This is a genomic window from Emticicia sp. 21SJ11W-3 (genome assembly GCF_024138715.1).
Lineage (GTDB): Bacteria > Bacteroidota > Bacteroidia > Cytophagales > Spirosomataceae > Emticicia > Emticicia fluvialis.
In genome coordinates this window covers 1,183,271-1,205,383 of the sequence record NZ_CP092074.1, presented here as the reverse complement: position 1 = coordinate 1,205,383, position 22,113 = coordinate 1,183,271, and the positions used below count along the sequence as shown (strand labels likewise).

General features: G+C 41.6%; 21 protein-coding genes. 6 read left to right on the top strand and 15 right to left on the bottom strand.

Annotated features, from left to right (window positions below):
• Positions 1-49 precede the first annotated feature (49 nt).
• The 7 genes from MB380_RS05035 to MB380_RS05005 are packed head-to-tail and all read right to left on the bottom strand — an operon-like array spanning position 50 to position 4,235.
• Positions 50-439, bottom strand: a complete 390-nt coding sequence (locus tag MB380_RS05035; RefSeq protein WP_253533719.1) for a thiol-disulfide oxidoreductase DCC family protein — start codon at positions 437-439, stop codon at positions 50-52.
• Entirely contained in the window at positions 436-888 is a 453-nt protein-coding gene (locus tag MB380_RS05030; RefSeq protein ID WP_253533718.1) for a cytochrome c maturation protein CcmE, read from the bottom strand. The genes MB380_RS05035 and MB380_RS05030 overlap by 4 nt, the downstream gene beginning before the upstream one ends.
• A complete protein-coding gene (locus MB380_RS05025; RefSeq protein WP_253533717.1) occupies positions 885-1,091 on the bottom strand; it encodes a CcmD family protein in 207 nt (68 codons plus the stop codon). Before MB380_RS05025 ends, MB380_RS05030 begins: the two co-directional genes overlap by 4 nt.
• A 4-nt stretch (positions 1,092-1,095) precedes the next feature.
• On the bottom strand, positions 1,096-1,560 hold the full coding sequence (locus MB380_RS05020) for a hypothetical protein (RefSeq protein WP_253533716.1): 465 nt from the start codon (positions 1,558-1,560) through the stop codon (positions 1,096-1,098).
• A 3-nt stretch (positions 1,561-1,563) separates the two neighbouring features.
• Positions 1,564-2,862, bottom strand: a complete 1,299-nt coding sequence (locus tag MB380_RS05015; protein WP_253533715.1) for an AAA family ATPase — start codon at positions 2,860-2,862, stop codon at positions 1,564-1,566.
• Between the two features lie 14 nt (positions 2,863-2,876).
• The gene (gene ccsA, locus MB380_RS05010; protein ID WP_253533714.1) at positions 2,877-3,539 is read right to left on the bottom strand and encodes a cytochrome c biogenesis protein CcsA; all 663 of its coding nucleotides are present in this window, start codon (positions 3,537-3,539) and stop codon (positions 2,877-2,879) included.
• A 33-nt stretch (positions 3,540-3,572) separates the two neighbouring features.
• Positions 3,573-4,235 carry a heme exporter protein CcmB gene (locus MB380_RS05005; protein WP_253533713.1) on the bottom strand — a complete coding sequence of 221 codons (663 nt, stop codon included), beginning with the start codon at positions 4,233-4,235 and terminating at the stop codon, positions 3,573-3,575.
• A gap of 248 nt (positions 4,236-4,483) precedes the next feature.
• On the opposite strand from MB380_RS05005, the gene MB380_RS05000 reads away from it, so the two are divergent.
• From MB380_RS05000 to MB380_RS04990, 3 genes are all read left to right on the top strand, one after another.
• Complete coding sequence (locus MB380_RS05000; protein ID WP_253533712.1) at positions 4,484-4,729, top strand: FeoA family protein; 246 nt, start codon at positions 4,484-4,486, stop codon at positions 4,727-4,729.
• A 37-nt stretch (positions 4,730-4,766) separates the two neighbouring features.
• Complete coding sequence (gene feoB / locus MB380_RS04995; RefSeq protein WP_253533711.1) at positions 4,767-6,875, top strand: ferrous iron transport protein B; 2,109 nt, start codon at positions 4,767-4,769, stop codon at positions 6,873-6,875.
• 116 nt (positions 6,876-6,991) lie between these two features.
• A complete protein-coding gene (locus tag MB380_RS04990) occupies positions 6,992-7,369 on the top strand; it encodes a co-chaperone GroES family protein (RefSeq protein WP_253533710.1) in 378 nt (125 codons plus the stop codon).
• A 67-nt stretch (positions 7,370-7,436) separates the two neighbouring features.
• On the opposite strand, the gene MB380_RS04985 is transcribed toward MB380_RS04990, so the two are convergent.
• The 3 genes from MB380_RS04985 to msrB all read right to left on the bottom strand — a co-directional run bounded on the left by MB380_RS04985 (position 7,437) and on the right by msrB (position 10,590).
• The gene (locus tag MB380_RS04985; protein ID WP_253533709.1) at positions 7,437-9,080 is read right to left on the bottom strand and encodes a serine hydrolase; all 1,644 of its coding nucleotides are present in this window, start codon (positions 9,078-9,080) and stop codon (positions 7,437-7,439) included.
• A gap of 69 nt (positions 9,081-9,149) precedes the next feature.
• Complete coding sequence (locus MB380_RS04980; protein ID WP_253533708.1) at positions 9,150-9,959, bottom strand: AraC family transcriptional regulator; 810 nt, start codon at positions 9,957-9,959, stop codon at positions 9,150-9,152.
• Positions 9,960-10,026: 67 nt separating this feature from the next.
• Entirely contained in the window at positions 10,027-10,590 is a 564-nt protein-coding gene (gene msrB, locus MB380_RS04975; protein ID WP_253533707.1) for a peptide-methionine (R)-S-oxide reductase MsrB, read from the bottom strand.
• A 216-nt stretch (positions 10,591-10,806) separates the two neighbouring features.
• On the opposite strand from msrB, the gene MB380_RS04970 reads away from it, so the two are divergent.
• Positions 10,807-11,109: a PqqD family peptide modification chaperone gene (locus MB380_RS04970; protein ID WP_253533706.1), complete on the top strand. Its 303-nt coding sequence runs from the start codon at positions 10,807-10,809 to the stop codon at positions 11,107-11,109.
• A gap of 150 nt (positions 11,110-11,259) precedes the next feature.
• Here the strand turns inward: MB380_RS04970 and MB380_RS04965 are convergent, their stop codons facing one another.
• Both MB380_RS04965 and MB380_RS04960 read right to left on the bottom strand, forming a co-directional pair.
• Complete coding sequence (locus MB380_RS04965) at positions 11,260-12,309, bottom strand: sugar phosphate isomerase/epimerase (protein ID WP_253533705.1); 1,050 nt, start codon at positions 12,307-12,309, stop codon at positions 11,260-11,262.
• A 41-nt stretch (positions 12,310-12,350) separates the two neighbouring features.
• A complete protein-coding gene (locus MB380_RS04960; protein WP_253533704.1) occupies positions 12,351-15,176 on the bottom strand; it encodes a c-type cytochrome in 2,826 nt (941 codons plus the stop codon).
• 424 nt (positions 15,177-15,600) lie between these two features.
• Here MB380_RS04960 and MB380_RS04955 point away from each other — a divergent pair, with 424 nt between their 5' ends.
• Positions 15,601-16,809 carry a chorismate-binding protein gene (locus MB380_RS04955; RefSeq protein ID WP_253533703.1) on the top strand — a complete coding sequence of 403 codons (1,209 nt, stop codon included), beginning with the start codon at positions 15,601-15,603 and terminating at the stop codon, positions 16,807-16,809.
• Between the two features lie 80 nt (positions 16,810-16,889).
• Here MB380_RS04955 and MB380_RS04950 read toward each other — a convergent pair whose 3' ends face one another.
• The 3 genes from MB380_RS04950 to MB380_RS04940 form a co-directional block, all read right to left on the bottom strand.
• Entirely contained in the window at positions 16,890-17,747 is an 858-nt protein-coding gene (locus tag MB380_RS04950; RefSeq protein ID WP_253533702.1) for a hypothetical protein, read from the bottom strand.
• Positions 17,748-17,868: 121 nt separating this feature from the next.
• Positions 17,869-18,573 (bottom strand): hypothetical protein, encoded by a 705-nt coding sequence (locus MB380_RS04945; protein ID WP_253533701.1) that lies wholly within the window; start codon positions 18,571-18,573, stop codon positions 17,869-17,871.
• Position 18,574: 1 nt separating this feature from the next.
• Positions 18,575-20,782, bottom strand: coding sequence for a carbohydrate binding family 9 domain-containing protein (locus tag MB380_RS04940; protein WP_253533700.1), 2,208 nt, complete (start codon positions 20,780-20,782; stop codon positions 18,575-18,577).
• A 351-nt stretch (positions 20,783-21,133) separates the two neighbouring features.
• Here MB380_RS04940 and MB380_RS04935 point away from each other — a divergent pair, with 351 nt between their 5' ends.
• Entirely contained in the window at positions 21,134-22,036 is a 903-nt protein-coding gene (locus MB380_RS04935; RefSeq protein ID WP_253533699.1) for an alpha/beta hydrolase family protein, read from the top strand.
• Positions 22,037-22,113: the final 77 nt, after the last annotated feature.

The window sequence follows — 22,113 nt, the reverse complement described above, 5'->3', positions numbered from 1 at the left end:
TGATGATACTGTAACGAATATGCCCGACCTTTTGGCCGGGCATATTCGTTTATAAAAATCTAGCTCTTAATTCAGGTGTGGGTAACCTACAACTATCACTTCTGCCCATTAGCTTATATCTGTTCCTGGCTACGAGGTCATAAATAGCATCTCTTATAAAGCCTGGCACAATTTTAAAGACATAGAACAACTTCCAGAGCCCGTCCATGTGCCGGGCTATTTCCAGTGCTGCATCAGATTTCTGATAGATTTTCCCTTCTTTTTCCAGTACAACACTGTTAGGTTCAATTTGACTATCAATCTGATGATGTTTCAGAATCCCCTGACCTATCTCCGACTGCAATGCGGTAAATCTAAAAACACCGCTTGCGTCTCTATCAATTATAAAATTGATGGTGGCATTACAAAAATTACATACACCATCAAATAGAATAATCATGGTTTTGTCATAGAAACCGCAGGCTTACTTTCTTCTGCCTGCAACTCGTTATTATTGTATTTAGACGGGCACTTCAGCAATATCTGGTCTGCACGGAATACCTTGTTTTGTAAATCCATACTACCCACTACTACCACTTTCTCCGACTTATCCAGGTCTTGTGGTTTTGGCTGGTTATAAATTACTTTTTCTTCCCGGTTCAACGAATCAATCATCGTAAACTGAAAACTGTTCGGGTCAGCTACCGGGTCATATATCATGCCTACAATTTTACCCTGGCTGTCTTTTTTTAAAGTACCCACAACGTGTATCGACTTATTGTTGCCTTCTTTGGCCAATGATTCGGCTTCAGTAAAACCTACATAAGTACTGGCGTCGCCTACTGTAGAAATAATGATTCCAACGGCTATCGCAATTACTCCGAGTGCAATAATATGTGATTTTTTCATAAACCTTTTTCTATTTTACTAATCTTTCTATCTAACAAAACCAGATATGTAATAATTCCTGCAAGCACTAAGCCAATTACAGCAACAACCACCCAAATTTTGCCGTCGGCGCGCATTTTATCGGCCATTTCTACCTCCTGCTGCGCAAAAAGGTTGGTCGAAAACAGCAGAGTCATCATTACCAGAGCTAATATTCTTTTCATATTTTTAAATTTGTTCTTCAAGTTTCACTCTATATATCAAATTACCATCCATCTTTTTTAGTTTATTTCTAAGTTTTATGATGGCAGTATTATTTAAATCCGGAACATTATTTTTTGTTAATACAATTCGCCCAAATACTCTTTTAAAGTCATTTAATTTGCCTTTTAATGTTTCAATACTCGCATCTATTTGGCTTATTGCTTTCATTAAATCAGAACCTTTTAATTCAACGAAATAAGCATCCTTATTTTTAAATTGAGAATCATTCGAAACGAGTAAAAGATAATCACAGCGCTCTCCAATCTTAATAAGGCAACCATCAACTTTTAACTCTGAAACTCTTTTTTTGTTAGGATTAAAAACTTTATATTGAGATTTACCTATATCAGTTAATACAATTGTTCCTCTTTTATCATTGTTATGATTTTCACAATTAGAATCAAATTGATGAAAACTTTTTCTACTCATTTTTTAGTCTTCTAAATCATATATTAAATCGAACTCTTGATTAATTATGCTTGATGCACTGTCTAAATATTGATTCTCTATCATTTCTAGTTCATCATCCATAATTCTTTTGATTTTCCCTTCATTCCCTTCTCCTCCTACAAAATAAGCATCAACACGATTGAAATCTAACCATAAGTTTTTATCTACTATTTCAGAAACTTCTTTTTCATGAGTTTTACCAATTTTATTCGCATAAAGTAAATTATTAACTGCTGCCAAAATATAGGGGCTATGAGTTGTTATTAAGGCTTGATTATTTAACAAATTCACCAGTACTGCAATTAATTCTGTAATACTTTTTTGAGATTCTGGGTATAAGTGAGCCTCTGGTTCCTCAATAACAGTAAAGGAAGAACGTAAAGAGATTTGGTAAATCCTGTAAATTAGATATTGAACGACCCAAACTGCTTCTTGCTGACCTGATGAGACCTTATCCAAAGGAATAAAATCATTATTTCCAATTTCAATCCCAGTTTTCTGATTTATCTTATCATATAAATAACGTCCTTTCAATATCCTCGATTGAAGTCTATTTAAAATCCGATAAATTGAAAGATATTTCTCCTTTAGTTCTTCTGATTGATTGATTAAATTTGATTCACTCAGAGTAATATCATTTCTTATAAATCTAATTGCATAGGCAAATTCTTTTATAAAATAGTCCAAATTCTCTGTTTTTAAGTTAAAAATTTGGCTTGAAATAACGGAAATAAATCCCCTCCCCGCCGGAATATAAAGGTTATCACTAAAGGTTCTATCTAAGGTTTTAATGATAAAGCTATCTATCCTAGCTTGGGCTTTAGTTGCAGCGGAATTAAAGTCTTCTCTGTCTATATCATATAATTCTTTAGCTTCAGAAAGAGTACGCTCAAAATCATTTGCAAATTCTATTGGTAAAGAAATATTCAATTCACCATTATTATCTATTTTTATTTTAAGAGCAAAGTTTGCATTAAAGTAAAAATAAATATTTGATCCTTTATAAATTTTTGTATCTGGGAAAATATCAAAAAAATAAAATTCCAAACAACCTAAAGCATAATTTTGCTCATACTTTTCCGAAAACTCTCTTATTCCAAGATTAGCAATTCTTTCAAATAAAAACTTTCTGATTTCATTGTGTAAATTCTTATAGAAGTATATCAACTTCGCAATAGTACTCTTACCACTTGCTTGCGGCCCAATAAAAATCATAAAGTCATTGATTTGTAAATCAACGTCTTTTATTGGGCCGAAGTTTTTGATAATTATCCTTTCCATAAGAAACTATTCTACTATTGTTCAGTCTTCAACCGCTTAATAACTCTCAGTCTGATTCTCAGGCTTGTCATCCATACGCCCAGGAGTGTCCAGCCGATAATAGCTGGGTAAAACACCATTCTCACGCTGTTATCCATGTCATACTTACCAAAGGCGGGGTTCCCCCCGTTGCCAGGGTGCAATGAGTCTGTCATTCGCGGTAATATCCATACCAAAGGCATAAAGGCCGCAAAGGCAAATATATTGTAAACTGCCGACAACCGGCCTCTTTTTTGGTCATCATCAAAAGAGCTTCTTAATACAAAATAGGCAGAGTAAATAAGCAGACCCACCTCAACGGCAATAATTTTCGGGTCTTTGGGTATCGGGTCTCCCCAGGTATAGTTACCCCATAAAGCCCCTGTCAGAAAGCCCAAAATGCCATACAATATGGCAGTATTGGCAAACTCAGACGAATATTCGTCATCCTGTACGTTTCCGTTTCTTAGATATTTAACAGCAAACCATACTGAGGCTGCCATGAGGGTCATCATACCAAACCACAGAGGCACATGAAAATAAACATTCCTCAAAGTCTCGTTCACAATAGGCTGGCGTGGTATTTTGCCCACAATCCCCTGTATAACTGTGTAGAACAAAAGCACTACACATAAAATTTTCCACCACGATTTTCTCATAAATCTATCAAAACATTATCAAATTCAAACTTGTCAGCTTCTCCACAAATACGGAAAAAGCAAGTAACTAATGCTCAACACTATGGCATCAATAGCCAGTAAGATGGCAATTTCATCATAGCTTGTCTCCCAGCCCAGACCATCCATCGCACTTTTCGACAACTTGATAACCATCATCAGCATGGGCAAAATAATCGGGAAACTCAGAATAGCCATCAGCGTTGAGGTATTCTCGGCCTTTGAGGCAATACCAGCCACCATAGTAAGTGTAGTAGCAAAACCGATGGCCCCCAGTACAAGACAAACCAGATACATCGGCAGGTTCATAACCGGATTACCCATCATAACAAGGTATATCAGAAAACCCAGTAACGACAGCACCAGCATCAACATGGTGTTGTAAATAATCTTAGACAGAATGATGCTCTGTGGGCTGGCCAACGTATAATAATAGAGTTGGCGCCCGGCGCCCTCTTGCGTGAAACTCTTGGTGATTGAGTTAACCGCCGAAAACAGCAGAATTATCCATAACAGGGTGTTCCAGGTAATGGGTTCTATCTCGTCTACTTTTAGCTTAAAGCTCATATAACAAACAAAAATTGTACTGATAATATACAAAAGCATACCGTTAAGGGCATATTTCTGGCGCCATTCTAAACGTATTTCTTTTTCTATCAGTGCTTTTATTTCTTGCATGTACCCGTACTAATAATTACAGATGAGGTGTTATCGTTATGCAAATGTACTATGCAAACGCTTAGCATTTTATGATTTTTGTTACTTTTTTCAATAATACGCCAATTAAAAAAGTATTAATTGCAAGTATTAATACCGCTCTGTGGGTGCTTAGGCCTTACCCTGTGCAGAGTATGCTAAAAATCATTTTTTTTTGCGAACAAAAACTGTTAAACTTGCGTTCTATTTAAAATAATTCTAAATAAGTAATGGTGAAGTTTTCAGAAAAAACCGTTGCAGACCTAAACATTGGAGAGAAAGGAATCATTAATGGCTTCAGAGACCCCTCTATGTCATTAAAATTACTGGAGATGGGTTGTCTGCCCGGTACTGAGGTTACCCTTGATTTTATTGCTCCGTTGGGCTGCCCTGTTGGCATCAGAGTTGCTGGTTACCATCTGTCTCTCCGTAAAAAAGAAGCGGCAACCATTGTGTTAAAACCCAGTCAGGCATAAGTACGCTGGCCTGATGTACTAAATTACTAGATGTAAGGTGAAAGATAAAAAAGTTGTTGCACTCCTGGGGAATCCTAACGCGGGTAAATCTTCTCTTTTTAATCAGCTGACCGGACTTCGCCAGAAAATCGGAAATTTCCCGGGTGTTACGGTTGATAAAAAAGTGGGTTTTTGCCGGTTAGATTCCAAAACCGATATTGAAATTCTTGATTTGCCGGGTACTTACAGCATTTACCCCAACTCGCTCGACGAACAGGTAGTTTTAGAAGTACTGGCTAACCCCGACCACCCCGAATACCCGGATGTGGCCGTTGTGGTTGCCGACGCGTCTAACCTGAAACGCAATATGCTGCTTTTTGAGCAGGTGAGCGACCTGGGAATACCAACCATACTGGCACTGAATATGCTGGATGTGGCCGATGAAATGGGCATATCAATCAATTCGGGAAAACTATCTAAAATCCTGGGTGTACCGGTGGTAGAACTAAACGCCCGCCAGGGTATAGGTATTGAAGGGCTGAAATATACCATCTTAAACCAGCTGGAAGTAAAACGGATACATGCTAATTTGCCTGTCTTTGATGAAAAGTCTGAAAACATAGCTTCAGAGGTGCGCAAAAAGTACAATGTATCTAACAAATACCTGGCTTTACAATACGCGGCGCAATCGCCTAAGATGATGTTTCTGGGAGATGAAAAGCAGAAAGACCTGCAAAATCTGGTCTTGAGATATGATTTCAATGCAGACGAGTTTCAATCTGCCGAAACCATCAATCGCTATCATGATATAAGCGGAACCCTCTCACAGGTAATAGATGAAACCGGCGAACAGAAAGAAACGGTTTCAGAAAAAATTGATAAAATTCTTTTGCATAAAATTTGGGGATACGTCATTTTCCTCAGCATTCTTTTCCTCATATTCCAGTCTGTTTTTTCGTTTGCTGAATACCCTATGGACATGATTGACCAGGGAGTAGCCGGCCTTAATGAATGGCTGAAATCTGTTCTGCCTCAAAGCACGCTGGTAAGCCTGCTCACCGATGGCCTGATTGCGGGTATAGGTGGTGTGGTTATTTTTATTCCGCAAATTGCCTTTCTGTTTGCTTTTATTTCAATTCTTGAGGAGTCTGGCTACATGGCACGTGTGGTAGTACTGATGGATAAGCTCATCCGCCGCTTTGGCATGAGTGGCAAATCAGTAGTGCCATTAATATCCAGTTTGGCCTGTGCAGTTCCGGCAATTATGTCGGCCAGAACCATCGGCAGCTGGAAAGACCGCCTCATTACCATTATGGTTACACCATTAATGAGCTGCTCGGCCAGGCTACCAATCTATACTATACTGATAGCGCTGGTTGTGCCAGATACCAAAGTGCTGGGCATATTTAACCTGCAGGGTATAGCATTGATGGGCCTTTATCTGCTGGGCTTTTTCTCGGCGCTTATTGCCGGTTGGATAATGAAGCTGATTCTGAAATCTAAAGAGAGAAGTTACTTCATTATGGAACTGCCTACCTACAAAATGCCCCGATGGAAACAGGTAGGATTCATGATTCTTGAAAAAGTAAAAACCTTTGTTTTTGAAGCCGGAAAAGTTATTGTTGCCATTTCAATTGTGCTTTGGGTGTTGGCATCTTATGGCCCCGGCGATGAAATGACTCAGGCTGAACAACAGGTAATTGCCAACAACCCCACCGTTCCGCAAGAAGACCTGGCCTCAAAAATAGCATCTGTACGCCTTGAGAACTCTTATGCCGGCCATTTCGGTAAGTTTATTGAACCTGCCATTGCCCCGTTGGGCTATGATTGGAAAATAGGCATTGCACTTATTACTTCTTTTGCCGCGCGCGAGGTATTTGTAGGTACCGTTTCTACTATTTATAGCATAGGCGCCGACCCTGACGATGAATCTACTATTAAAGAGAGGCTCCGCAATGAAATTAACACCAATACCGGGCAACCCGCGTTTTCAGTAGCCACTTCTTTTTCATTGCTTATATTTTACGTATTTGCCATGATGTGTATGAGTACCATTGCTACTGTATATCGCGAAACCAAAGGTTGGAAATGGCCGCTTATTCAGTTGGGTTACATGTCGGTGCTGGCTTATGTAGCTGCGCTGCTTGTGTATCAGGTTCTGAAGTAAACCTTTTTATCTGCTTAAACGTTTGATACATACTACCGGAATGAAAACCGGGCAATTGCCAGGCTTCACTCCGGTATTTTCCACTAATTTTGTGCTTCTATATATATAAACGACTTATGATTGGCGTAACTGCAGATAACAAACTAAAAAGACTGATTGTCGTAGGCGACAAAGTATTGGTAAAGCCCAACAATCCGGCTGATAAAACAAATACCGGTTTATACCTGCCCCCAACCGTAACAGAAAAAGAAGAGGTGCAGTCTGGCTATATTATAAAAGTAGGGCCGGGATATCCCTTACCACAACAGAGCGAAGACGAACCCTGGAAAGAAACTGAAGAAAAAGTAAAGTATATGCCGCTACAGGCACAAGAAGGAGATTTAGCCATTTACCTGCAAAGACATGCCATTGAGGTAATGTATGAAGGCGAAAGATACGTAATTCTGCCGCAGGCCTCTATATTAATGCTGGAAAGATTTGAAGACTTGGGCTGATTGCTCACTTGCAGGTTTATAACGAAAAAAGTCGGGTGCTCCCCGACTTTTTTCGTTTCCGGTTGTTTTATTTCAGCACAGCCGGGAGTATGTATTCTTGCATCATTTTATCAACCTGCGGGTGTGCATAAGGCCTGCCGTACGCTTTGGCAGTAATAACAATGGTGAGTGGTATGTTCTGAAAAACATAAATCTTGTTACCGCCATTGCCGGTACAATAAAATGCCTCGTAACTTTTGCCATTCACAACATAGGTTTTATTCCAGAACAAATAGCCGTAGTACTCATTCGTTCTACCCGGAATAGGCAGATACTTTGTAAAAGTTTTAGCAACCCATTCCCCGGGTAATATCTGTTTCCCGTTATAAACGCCCTTGTTCCGGTACAGTTCGCCATATCTGGCAAAATCTAATGCCGACAAACGCAAACCACCTGCCGTGTTGGCCACATGCTGTGGTGTAAATTGCCACTCGTAATTTTTAATGCCAAGTGGTTTAAAAAGTTTTGTGTCGGCATATTTCTGTAAGCCCCCCGGTACCGATCGATGCAGTATATCCCCCAGCACAACTACCCCGGCCGTAAAATAATCCCATTGTTTGCCATTGGCTTTGCCTTTATCCATCGGCAAATCAAGCGCAAATTTCACCCAGTTGGCAGTAGGATACATATTTTCTTCATTGCCCGGCGAATCGCTGTTGTTGTCAGAGGCATCAAACGCAGAACTCATGCTCAATAAATCACTAATTTTTACACTGTCTTTACCCGGGCTGTAATTGGCAAACTGTTTTAAATCATAAAAGCTTTTCAGGGTTTCTGATTCATTTTTAATGTATCCGTCATGAATGGCTATGCCAATCATGGTTGAGGCAAAAGACTTCCCGACCGAGCGGGGGTCGTGCAATGTGGTTCGTTCTTCTTTATTGAAATATTCTTCCAATAAAAGTTTCCCCTCTTTTATCACCACAATTCCGGTAATCTCTTTCAATTTATTGAGATGAATATTCTTATTCAGGCCTTCTATCTTTTGTTTGTCGATAGCGGCGTTAGAAATCTGCCAGCCAGAATTAGGTTGAATGGGCTGAATCTCAGTCTGCTCTTTAGTTAACACCGGCGTTTTTATAATCAGTTTCAGCTCGCCCTGAGCTATTAAATCACCAACCTTTATTTCGCCTGTGTTTAGGTACGGGCGCATTTCAAGCCTGAACTGGTGCTCTCCATCAGTAAGTGCTGTTTCGCCGCCATTCATCATAAACCGGTTAAACATATACACCGCCCACCAGTCTTCACCTGACGAAGTTGTTAATGGCACTCTGAACGTAGTAGTGGTACTCTTCCGTAGACCCGCACCATGATGCAGGTTTTCTTTATAAATGAGCCTGCCATCCACATAAAAAGAGAACTGATAGTTTCCCTTTTTATTGAGTTCTTCTTCACTGAGCCCGGGTGCCAGGTGGTGCAGATAATTGGTGATAGAATTGGCCAGAAAAGGCCTGATGTTTAAATCGCTGACGGGCTTTAACTCAAAACTGGTCAGGAAGTCACTTTCCTTATACACGTCTAGCGGAATGTTGCCATTCATAAAAGTGATACGGCCTACATGGGCCTGATGCAAGGCATTAACCATACCATCGGTTTTAACCAAATCTGAGCTTTGCCCGTTTGCTGTAATATAAAAAAGAGGCAATAATAAAATCAGTGTTAGCTTTTTCATAGTTCAATTTGTTAAAAGCACAAAGATACACTAAACCTGCGCCCTGAAATAGAACAGAATTAACATGCCTCAGCCGAAAAGCACACGGCGATGAGCCAAAGGGGTAACGTCATTTACAGCTTTGAAACAACGGGCAAAATGGCTTTGGTCTGCAAAGCCGCATTCATAAGTAATATCGGTGAGAGATTTGTTTTTTTGCGCTAGAAGCGACAGGGCCTTTTCAACTTTCAGTTTTCTGATGTATTCGCCCAGCCGGCAATGAAAGTACTTAGGGAAGTCTCTGGAAAGATGAACAGGGTGGATGCCGAGTTGAAGTGCCAGCTCAGACAGGCTCAGATTCTCAGTGACGTTGTCATGCAGTAATTCTCTGAGCCTTATTACCCAAATAGGATTACCATGCAATGCAGTTTGTTGGTCTTGATGCATTTTGCTCAGTAATTCAAGCAGAATAGTCTGCACGCTCAATTCGGTAGTGATATCAGACAATTTAGATTCCCTGAAAATCTTATAAAGCAGTATTTTCAAATCGGGGTTTAAGACATGAATACTACCGGTAAGATGATTGATGTCGAAATCAAGATGCCTGAACCAATCATGCGCCAGTTCAACATGAAAGCCCCGGGTGAAGCCCGGTGGTTTAATATTATAGTGTGGCTCTTGCCAATGATGAAACAACAGGCTTCCTGCCTCGCAGTTATACACTTCCTTCTTGTTTCCTTCGATCACATTGCCTTGCAGAATAAAAGTAAAATAGGCGTTTTCATGGTAATGCCAGTCTACTTTATCCACTGTGTATTCGGTATCAGTAAGCGTAACACCCCCCAGATTAACAGTCTGGTTGGTTTGCCCATGAAATTGTCCTGTGCGCAGGTGCCTCATTTTATAATAAATAAAAGGCTCTTCTTACCGAAAAGCCCTTATTGAATCTATTTCTTACAATCTTGTTTTACAATTGTGATTTATCATCAGGGATGAAATCAAGCGCAATGGAGTTCATACAATAACGTTTACCGGTTGGCTCAGGGCCATCATCAAAAATATGACCCAAGTGGCCGTTGCAACGCCCGCATAGCGTTTCGATACGATGCATACCATGTGTAAAATCGTCTTTGAATACTATGCTTTTTTTATCGTCCTGCTGAAAAAAGCTGGGCCAGCCACACATACTGGCAAATTTAGCATCAGAACGAAACAGCTTATTGCCGCAAGAAGCACAATGATAAGTACCCTTGCCTGTGTAGTTCCAGAATTTACCGGTAAATGGGCGCTCGGTATCTTTCTCACGCATGATAGCATATACATCAGGCGGCAAAACTTTTTTCCATTCAACATCGCTCACTTGCAAAGGCTCTTTGCTGGTCAGCGAATAATAGGGGTTCCCCTTTTTCTCTTGTTCTACTTGCGATGACATACTTTTATGTTGAGATTTATTCTGACAACTGGCCAATGCCGGAATAGTACATAAGACTATCAGCAAGCCAAATAATTTATTTTTTTCTAGTGAAATCATAATTTTTAATGCAGGGCTAAAGTTTACAGATAATTATCAATAAAACATTATCTGCCAGGTAAATGTTCAACTGAATGCACTAAATTACAATTGCGCACCGGTGGTTGTGTCAGCCAACAATTCAGGGTTTTACGTACAAAATAGCTTTCGGCTTTTAATGTGGTTTTTTACTATATAAGGGCTATATTTGCAGACTTAAAACAATACATTTTTACAGTGCAAACTTCAACCTTTACAATTGAGAATCTTCAGACAAAAGTTAACCGTAATGACGAAGCATTTATGGTTTCCGGTTTGGGAGATGAGGCAGTTATGATGAATCTGGCAACCGGAGATTTCCTTGGCCTTAACCCTGTGGCAGCCGATATATGGGAGTTAACTGCCCAGCAGGTAACTATTGAATATCTGATTGAACAACTGCTTGAGAAATACGATATTGATGCCGAAGTGTGTACTACTGAAACCCTGGCGTATCTGCAAGAGATGCAAAAAGAGAATATGCTTATTATAGGGGGCTAATAATATTTATACCTTATGTGCTAACGCTCCTGAAATTGCCATTATAATTCTGTCTGGAGCTACGTTAAGGCAAAAGATAAGCGGATACATAAAAGGTCTCCTACATTTTTTAGAAACGTAAGAGACCTTTTATTTTAAAAATCAGACTGTTTAGCTCAATGAATTTTTACAAAACTCAAGGCATTTTTTTACCTCAGCTACCGGAGTTGAACCTTCAGGTACTTTGTATTCAAGCTCAATAGTTGCCGGGAATTTGTACTTATTGACCCTTATCAGATTCAATGCCTCTTTGATAGGCGTATCTCCTTGCCCCCATACTACATTCCCTTTGCCGTGCGCCGGTGTCTGGCGGTCTTTAATATGCATGCTTACGATGCGGTCATGCTTTTGCTTGATGATATCCAGCGGGTTCGGATTCCCTGCGGCAACAAAATGCCCCAAATCGAGGTTGAGCGAATTGGCAGGCGATTGCGCCAAAGCGGTATCCCAGAAAGTATAGGTCTGCTGCTCATGTCCATGATACCCCACTTTTACACCAACTTTTTGTGCAATAGTACCCAGTTTAAGCGTATGCTCGTCGTTCGATGGATGTTCGAGCGTTACCTGATTAGCGCCTAAGGCTTTGGCAGCGCGCATACCAAACTCGATTTCGGCATCTGTATTATTACGACCAAAGGCATTCGGTTTGAAGCCGTAGATACTTACACCTGCTTTTTTATATATTTTGCCCAGCTCTTCAAACTTGGTCATTGATGCGCTTTGTCTCCATTGGGCAACTTCCTGGTTATAAGATTTCATCTGCGCTTCTCCGTCTTCCAGTTTCTTTTTTTCTTCTTCTGTTAGTTCCTTCTTCTCGTTTCTTTTTCTCATCAACGGAAAAAGTGAACGCATATCAAGGCTACTTTTAGGTTTTCCTGCATAAATTTCGGCTGGGTCGCCCATCAATTCTATGGCACTTACACCGGTCTCTAAAACATATTGCAGAATTGCCTCAGCACTTTGGTCTGGCATTTCTCTGAAAGAGTAGGTAATAACACCAATCTGCACTCCGTTTATTAATGAATTAGGGCCGAAAAGATTTTTGATATATGCAGGTGCTCCGAAAATTGGGCTGCTTGCCAATACTGAACCCGACACCAGGGCAGCGGTGGTACCGAGAAACTGTCGGCGAGATACTGAGGGATTGTTTGATTTTTCCATTGAATAATTATTTTTCCTTGATATATTACAAAAATGAATCCTTAATTGAGTTCAAAAATTTTCAGCTGTTTCATAGTCCAGGGTATGTCGTCTTCGGTGCCTTCAAGCCCCTGTTCGAGTTTTATTCTGATAAACTTCGCTTTTCTGGGGTTCAAAGCAATGATATTATCACCATCATTCCCTTTACCTGCTACCAGATTTGACTGCCAGTTGACCCCGTCTGATGAGGTTTCTACGTTGTAAACTCTGGGGTGGGTTTGCACCATTGGCCTTTGCCCGAATGATGTATTGGGTTTGGGTACCCAGCCTTTCTTAACCATTGCGGCCGAATTAAACTGTATTTCGCTCACGGCTGTTTCAGTAGGAAACTCTATCTGGTACCACATACCTTTCTCTTGTTTTACACCTGTTGACCAACCCTCATAAGTAAATGCAGTAGTTGGCGAAACATTACCGCCTATACGGGTAGAGGCTGTATTGCTGGCAGTTACTTTCCATCCCTCACGTTGTTGTAATTCGCGCGGTACTGACTGTATCAGGCTTGCGTATTGGTACATACCTGCCTGCCCAGTTGTTTTTTGTCTGATTTTAGCTACCGCATCGGCCGAAATCAAAGAAGCATCGTTCGAAAGCCCGTTTCTTATGAAAGAAATCACATCGGCTACCCACTCATCAGACTGCTCTTTCATACTGGCCATCATTCCGCCGGCATAGGTTTTACCTTCTATGGCGCCTTCCATGCCATGTAGCACTACTCTTACCGCATATTCAGGATGTGCCTGTATTCTTGCGGAACCCGCCAGTGCAGGTGCCAGCAATTTGCCGTCTCCTGCCGGAGTACCCATGCCATTATTACCATGGCACTGCGAACACAATTCGTTGTAGATAACCGCCCCCCGGCTCAGTGATTCCTGCTGGCTTTTGCTTAATTCGGCAACGCCCAAGCCGCTTCGGGGTCTTACAGGGGCAATAATCTGGTCTGCCACCAGTTTTACTCCGGTTGCCTTGTTTTTAGCCACGGTGGCTTTAATGTTGTTTTCCAGTTCAGGAAGTTTCAGAAACTTTGCGCTCAGCATGGCCTGAATGGCCACCTCAGCATTTGCATCTTCCAATGCTGCCTTAAAATTAGCTTCCAGTTCTTTTTCACCGTTTTTATAGAGTGTTTCCCCGGCTCTCATGGCTTGTATCCTGATACGCGGATTACTGTCATTAAACAATTTCTGTACGGTTTCTTTCTTCAGTGCGTTCAGGCCTTCTAACGCCCAGATGGCGTGTATTCTTGCCAGAACGTTAGGGCTACCCAAAGCCATTTTCTCTAAAGCAGGCGCTACTGAAGGGTCTTTTCTTAAAACAATCAGTTGCTGGGCGGCATCTCGCCACCAGCCGTTGGGGTGCTCCAGGTGCTTTACCAATGCTGATGTTTTTTCGTTCAGCATTTTAGGTTTGGTTTTGTTGCGCTCTTTGCCCTCATAGGTAATACGCCAGATACGCCCTAACCCTACCACTTTATCTAACTGGTATTGCTCTATTTTTGTACGCAGGTACGTTCCTCTTTGTGTCCACTGCCCTTCCTGAATAATGCCATGATACATATCTACTATATACATGGTGCCATCGGGTGCAGTTGCCATGTCAACAGGCCTGAAAAGCGGGTCAGTTGAACGTAAAAACTCTGATTGCTGGTCCTGATACACATTATGCAGGGTTGTTAAACCGTCTTTTACAACCGGATTAATCTGGCGGACAATCCTTGCCACAGGTTCTCCATAAAAATACTGGCCTTTCAAGGATTCGGGAAGACGGTCACCACGAAACACGTCGTTTCCGGCTGAACCCGTTACCCGCTTCAATGAGCCATCCGGCTGGCGGATTTCGTCCATCCCACCCTGCATATCAGATATTTTAATTGCAGCGCCATACGGTATATCAAAGCCCTTGGCAAATTCGCCCGGCACTTCAAAATTGCCATAATGTATCGGAAACTGAAAATAAGAAGGTAAACCACTGGCACCTCCTTGAAACCACAGTTTGCCATCGTCGTCATGGGTTATACCCCATTGAGCACGGTTAAATCCGGTTTTTTCACGAATCACACCACCCGGTGTTTCACGTACCCTGAACGCATTAACCGTGCTGTAAAGCCAGTTGTCCATGCCCCAGTACATAAAAGCCTGCTGATGCTCAACATTACCCGAACGCCCATATTTATTAGTAAAAAGCTCTTTTTTATCGGCTTTACCGTCGCCGTCAGTGTCGGTATACTTATAGACATTGTCGGCGTCAGACTCCATCGTTAAAACACAGTCTTTGCCGTAAGGTAACACAAACCGGGGAAAAATCAGGTTATCAACAAAAGTAGTACCTGTTTCATAAACTCCGTCGTTGTCTTTGTCTTCCCATCTCGAAATCCGGCTGGTGGGTTCCAGTTCGTCTTTAGAATCGGCGTTGAGCATGTAAGACCGTAACTCTAACACATACATACGTCCGTTGCCGTCAAATGCAATGGCTCCGGGTTGCTGAATGGCCGGCTCTGTTAGAATCGGCTCAATCTTGTAACCGGGAGGCAATAGAAAATGCTTTGCTTCTTCTGAAGCATAAAGCGGCTTAACAGGCTGTTTTTCTTCCAAATCTATTCCTTTCCAATCATCACCTTCCGGGTCTGCTCCTGCTGGCAGTGTACTTTTAGGCAGACCGGCTGAAAAAGATTTAATTACACCCTGCACTAAGTCTTGCTGAGTTTCGGTGGTTGAAGATACCTGGCTATGCAAAGGTTGTTTTACTTTGCATGAGCTGATGATATACAGACAAGCAGCAATCAGCAGGCAGGTTTTCAATACTCCGCGATGGCCATTCTTAGATACTTTCATTTTTTTATTTGAAAAATAATATATTTCAATAAAAATAATGCTTTGTAGAGCATCTAACCAAAGAAATCGACAAATTGCCCAATTAAAACGGCAAATCAGCACTTTAAGAAATAACTCTTCTCTTACTCCATGCTTTCAGGTGCTTATCTGGCGTAAACTGCCTTGAAATGGAGGTGCGGCCGAAGCCTATAATTGCAAGCCGCAGATTCAGGGTTTGCCAGTTAAAATGTGCTTAAAAGGAACGAAGTTTTAAAGAAATGCCGGCCGAATTTTGTACATTTTAATCAAAAAACAACCAAAAAACTTATATCTTAAAAACTTCTGCTTTTTTTTGAGAGGTTTTCAAATCATATTTGTTGTATATTGTAATTGTACAATTAATTACCACATATCTTAGCTTTTGCTTAAGGTATAGTTTCAGGATATGACAACAGCGACTTCAAGGACAAACAGTTTCAGGCAAACACTTTGGAATGCAGCCTTACAAGTAGGATTACCAACCGTGATGTGGCGTTTGCCTAAACAAAATGACAGACATTTTCTTACCTCTTTTCTTAAAAGCCCGGAACAGGTAAAGATTGATTTTGAGGAGTTCGGGCCGGGTTTTGCGTTTTCTCCTTTCATCAATCCTGAGGGTAAAGACACCTATTTTATTAAAGCTGATTTACATTACGTTTTTGCAGATAATTCAAATCCTGAAAGTTTTGAAGAAGTTATCAGTCCGTCTTCAGTTGACCCCGGTTTTATTGAATTAATTAATGCCCAGAGAGCAGGGTTAAAACCTGCCCATACCCACGCCGATAAACCACAGGAAGCATCTACAACCCATGAAGATTTTATTGCCGAAGTGAATGAGGCCATAAAACAGATTGAGGAAGGCAGGTTTCAGAAGGTGGTGTTGTCTCGTACAAAAAAGATGGGTATTCCTGCAGATTTTGAGGTTGTTACCTTATTTGATAAACTTTGTACTGCTTACCCAACCGCCTTTGTCTCTGTGGTGTCGATACCTAGTTCAGGTATTATATGGATTGGGGCATCGCCGGAAACTCTGGTGAGCCAGGACGCAGAAGGCAAGTTCCGCACGATGGCACTTGCAGGTACTCAGTCGGCCTATGATGCAGACGGCCACCTTATTAAAACATCTGAAGCACTCTGGCGACAAAAAGAAATAGAAGAGCATGCACTGGTGAGCAGGTATATTGTCAATTGCCTTAAGAAAATAAGGGTGCGTGAGTTTGAAGAAGACGGCCCCAAAACCGTAATTGCCGGCAACCTGATGCACCTGCGAATGGACTTTACAATTGACACCGTTGATATCAATTTCCCACAGCTGGCTACGGTTATGCTAGATTTACTGCACCCGACATCAGCCGTTTGTGGCATGCCCAAAGAGCCTGCCAGACAATTCATACTGGATAACGAAAAGTATGACCGCGAGTTTTACAGTGGTTTTCTTGGCCCGGTTAACATTCAGCAGGAGTCACACATCTTTGTTAACCTGCGTACTATGAAATTACAGAACGGCATTGCCACACTATATGCCGGATGCGGGATTACCGTAGATTCAAACCCTGAAAAAGAGTGGATTGAGACCGAATTAAAATTGCAGACCCTCGGTAAATACCTTGCTTAGCATTTCCGGATTTTAAAAAAAGCGTGCAATAGTATCAGTTACAATTGCACGCTCGTATTTAAACGTAAAAAAGCATCCGATTACTTTTTGCCAAATAAGCGGCTCCAGAACCCTCTGGCTTTTTCGGTAACTTTATCTGCCGCTTCAGTTGCTTCATTGGCCAGTTCCTGTGCTTTTACCTTGGCTGTTTCTATGGCATCGGCAGCATCTTCCTTGATATCTTCCAGTTTTTCAGCCGCCTGATTCTTTAACTCATTGATTTTTTCTTCTGAAGCATACTTATTTTTTAACTCTTCAATTTGTTCGGTTGCTTCAGCAGCAAACTCCTGCACCTTGGCTTTTGCCTTGGCAGCTGTTTCTTTCGCTTCTTCCTTAAAGTCTTCAAATTTCTCTGCTACCTCGGCAGCCACTTCTTTGGCCTTTGCAGTTGCCGATGCTGCTGCTTCTTTGGCCTCTGCCTTTAAATCCTCAAACTTATCAGCAGCCTCAGCAGCTGTTTCCTTAGCTTTTTCTTTGGCGGCTCCAATAGCTGTTGCCACATCTTCTTTTATATCTTCCACCTTCTCGCTTAGCTGTTCTTTTACGCCTTCCGCTTTGGCCTCTGCTGTTGCAATGGCATCACTTGCATCAGATTTTATTTCTTCCAGCTCAACTGCTGCTTCTAATTTTACTTCAGCCAGTTTTTCTTCTAAAGCTATGGCGGCGGTTTCTGCCTCTGCTTTAAACTCTTCAGCTTTTTCAACAACTTCCTCCTTGACTTCTTCCACTTTTGCTTTAGCTTCGTCTACTTTTTCTGAAATTTCAGCTTTCACTTCCGCCAATTTCTTTTTCCCCTTTCCAACTTTTTCTTCTATGGCAGCCTTGGTATCAGATACTGCATCAGACGTTGTTTCTAATTCTTCTGTCTTATCGGTTTCGGTTTTCTTTTTGGTTGCCATGTTGTAAATGGGTTTAAGCTATTATTGTTTGATAGTGAACTTAATAAACAGACTACAAATAAAAAATAAACAATTGATTTTTAAGTCATTAAGACATTTTTTTATTATTAAAAATGTAATATTACCTAAAACTGATGATAAAATGTGCCACATACGGATTCAGTTTTTGGGCATTAGGGTCGGTTGAGTCAAAGGCAGAATCACCCAGCAGTTTATCAGCCACGGTTTGTACGGCGGGATTCTCAAACTCATAAGCCAGAATAACAGACAGCAAACCGGGCGAATGAGGGTCAGCCAGCTTGCCTCCCGCCCAGTCAACTACGGTTCCGCCGTAGTCCCAACCAAACCCGGAAAACCTGAAACGGCCTCCGTTTATCTGTTCCAGTTCTTTCAGGGTAGTGCCCACTTTTATTCCGGTATTAGTAAACCACTTGATTTGACCTTCTTGTCCGGTTGGGGCAAAGCCTAATTCAACGTATTCGGGGTTTCTGAAATGGGTGGTATCTTTCCATACTATCTGGGCTTCATTTGGAGTACCTTTAAAAAGAATGGTACCAATAGAGAAAAAGCCTTCAGCCCCAAAAACGGTATCATGTGCGCTTACATTCGCGCTACCCAGTTTTTCAATCAGTTCTTGTTCGCTGGTAATAGCGGTTATCACTCCTGCCTTTTCGCCTGCAATACACTCCCAGTCTTCTTTGGCCAAAGGCGTAGTGCCGGTGGTGTTGGTTGGCAAAGCAACCGAATCTGGTTTCTGTTCCTTATTTTTTGATGAACAGGCATTAAACAGGCAGATAGCCACAGTTAACAGCAGCAAAAGTCTCATATCAGAATTGTTTTAAATAACTCAATTTGGCAATTACATGGTCTTCTGTCTGCGTTTGTTTCAGTTGGAGGTTGTCGAACCCTCTATGATTAAAGACAATGTAAATATACGATAAGGGTTGGTATTCCCAAGACAAACGTATATTATAATTCTGCGACCGGTTCTCTGAATTTTTCTGATAAAATCCGATTAACTGTACACGCGGATTAAGTGCAAACCGGCCTTCAATACTATAAAGGTCTACGTTGGTGGTAGTCTTCTGCTCGCCTACATTTCTGAAATGATTACGGTTATACCTTGCCACAACTGACACATGCGGTATGGGCGCCAGCTGCATACGTATATCGTGCCCGTTTAACCGGCCGTCAAAGTAAGTACCCCAGTTAAACTCTGTATTCAGACTGATAACCTTTGAAGGGTCTGTACTGGCATAAATCTGGTGGCGCACATAATTGTATTCGCCCGACCCTATATAAACGCCCAGCGGTTGAAATGGCTCTGTAAGCCGCTGATAGGTGGGATTAACCAGATAACCAAAAAAGCCACCGCGCTGGAAATTAAACCAGATGGGATTCAGATTCAACTGGCGTTCAATGAGTTTACCGGTAGAAGCCTGATGATAAAACTCTGTCATGATGCCGGGTTCAAAGGCTCTTACAAATTTCTTGAACGGAATCCACTTACCCCTGTTATAGAAAAATATTCCGGGGGTGGTACCTATAACATTACTTCTGGACACAAAGCCCAGTTCAGGATTGAAATCTTTGGTTACCACAGACTGTGTCCACCACACTTTCAGCTGATTGGTGGTGTAATAGTATTGCGCCAGACCTGAAAAACCCTGTTTACCTCCGTTAGTAGAAGTAGAATAAACCGCCATTGTGTTTAAGGAGTGAGACTCTCCTAGCCGGAAGAACCCGTCGATGGTACCCGTAATATTAGAACCATCAGGCCTGTTTTTTACCGTCATTAATCCACCCAGACGGTTTTGCTTTCCAAAGTTTTCTGAATACCTGCCTACAAAATAGTTTGTGCCGGGGGTATCACCTACTTCACGCTGGCGCATAGCTATGGCACCATAGTTTCTTTTAAGCGAACGGTACACGAATCGGCCTCCCACATCAATCGGAATCGGATTACCGCTATCATCCAGGCCTATTCTGCGGCTAAAAAATGGCTGAACCCGCATCGTTCCGCCAGCCAAATCATCGCTGGGGCCTATACCTACCCCAAACAAAGAAGCGTTTTCAAGAAAAAACTGCCGTCTTTCAGGGAAAAACACAGAAAACCGTGTTACGTTGTTTACCTGCCTGTCGGCATCGGCCTGTGCAAAATCTGTATTGGCTGTCAGGTCAAGAATTGCATTGGGGTTAATGGCCCATTTTATTTCGCCGCCAACCTTCAAATTATTATCATCAGGCCTGTTGCTGAAATTCCGGTATCTGTCAAATGAGGTCAGCACATAAGGCTGCACTCTGATATTGGTTGATGGTGGCGGTGGCTGCAGATTGGTTAGCGTGCCGGCATAGTCCATACGTGTATACCTGAACGAACGCGGATAGGGCGAAAAAGCAGTATGTTCGTTAGTAAGCCTGCGGATTCTATAGAAATTAAAGCCCCAGTCCTGAGCCTGTTGAGCGGTTTTCGGATACCGTAACGTTTGCCAAGGCACTGCCATTTCAGCTACCCAGCCAGAGTCGGTTCTGGTAGTGCGTACGCGCCACAGGCCGTCCCAGTCGAGGTCATAATAAATATCATCAAAAGACAACAGGTCTCGTTGCACACCATAGGGGTTAGTTACAAGCGCCATGGCATTACGTTTATCATTGAACCCATCAAACGATAAAGCCACCAGGTCGTGCTGTCTGATATTGAAATCTCTTTTAAAATCAGTAGCTCTGATTGCCTTTTTCCCCAGCGAATCGCGGGCAAAAATCCCAAAATACAGGTAATGTTTATTATACAAAACCCTTACCTCGGTTTTATGACTGGGCTGCTTGCCCTGAAAAGGCTCAATCTGAATGAAATCAGAAACAGGCCGCGCCAGTTTCCATTCGGCATCATTCATCACGCCGTCTACTTTCAGCGAAGAGGTAATAGCTTTGGCTTCAATTGTCTTTTTTATTGAATCAGGCTTGAATACCGATGCGTCCTGAGCAAAAGAAAGGTGTGTGATAATAAACAAAAAAGGAAGTAGTTTTCTAATCATACGTGTGTAGCTTTACAAGGGTGCAAAAGTAACAATAAAGTGGTAAGCAACAGCAGGTTAATTACCAAAAGAAAAAAATATTCTTTTGTTTTTATTTACATAAAAACATGCCTCAGACCAGACCGCCCAAAGTAGGTAAAAACAACCATTTGATAATTTTACAATTTGTACATTTCTTATAAACCCGCTTACAGAAAACCGACAAAAATATAGCTGTAACTGGCGCATATTCACTTTTATGTTTTATTTCTTCAATGAAAAATTATATAAATTCATTAGATTTGCCAGTGTTACCAGTCTGCTTGCCTTACAACGGGCAAAGTACCTACAGAAAATAAAAATCACCTGATAATGACGATAATAAAACAAACTTCAACACCAACGCTATGGAGTTTTCTGCTGATGTTGCTTATTTCAAGCTACTATGCAAGCGCTTCAACTGTTGATACCCTCGATGTACCCAGCAAGGTTATGAACAAAGCCTATAAAGCCGCTGTGGTATTGCCGTCTTCTTATGCAGGCAGCAAAGCATCTTATCCTGTTTTATATTTACTCCATGGGGCCTCGGCACACTTCAGCGACTGGCTGAACCAAACGCCAGACAAAATGACCGTAAGAAACCTGGCCGACCAATATAATATGATTATAGTAATGCCTGAAGGAGAAATATTCGGGTGGTATCTTGACAGCCCGTTTGATGCCGCCAGTAAATTTGAAACCTATATTACCAAAGAGGTAATTCAGAAAATAGATGCTACCTACCGTACTGTAAAAAGCAATAAAGGACGTGTAATAACGGGGCTGTCAATGGGTGGGCATGGCGCTATGTATCTTTCAACGCGGCACCCTGATTTGTTTTGTGCCGCAGGAACCATGAGTGGTGCGATGGACATGAACTGGACGAAGTTTAAAATCAGTGCCGATTACGCCAAGTCAATTAAAGACCGGTTTAACAAACTATTGGGTACCGATAATCCGGAAGATGAGGTTTACACTAAAAACTCGATCATCAATATGGTTGAAACCATCAAGAAAAATGGTATGCCTATTATTATAGATTGTGGTGTAGACGATTTCCTGATTGATACCAACCGAGAATTACACAGAAGGCTGCTCTATGCCAATGTACCCCACGATTACACAGAAAGACCCGGTGCCCATACCTGGCCGTACTGGCAAAACTCTTTGCCTTACCATGTGCATTTCTTTTACCAGATTCTGAAAACCAATGGTGTTACAGTGGCTTCAAAATAACCTTTATTCATGTTTATAAAAAAAATGAAGGCTCCTGTGGGAGCTTTTATTGTATCCGCGCTGGTCAGTCGGCCTAA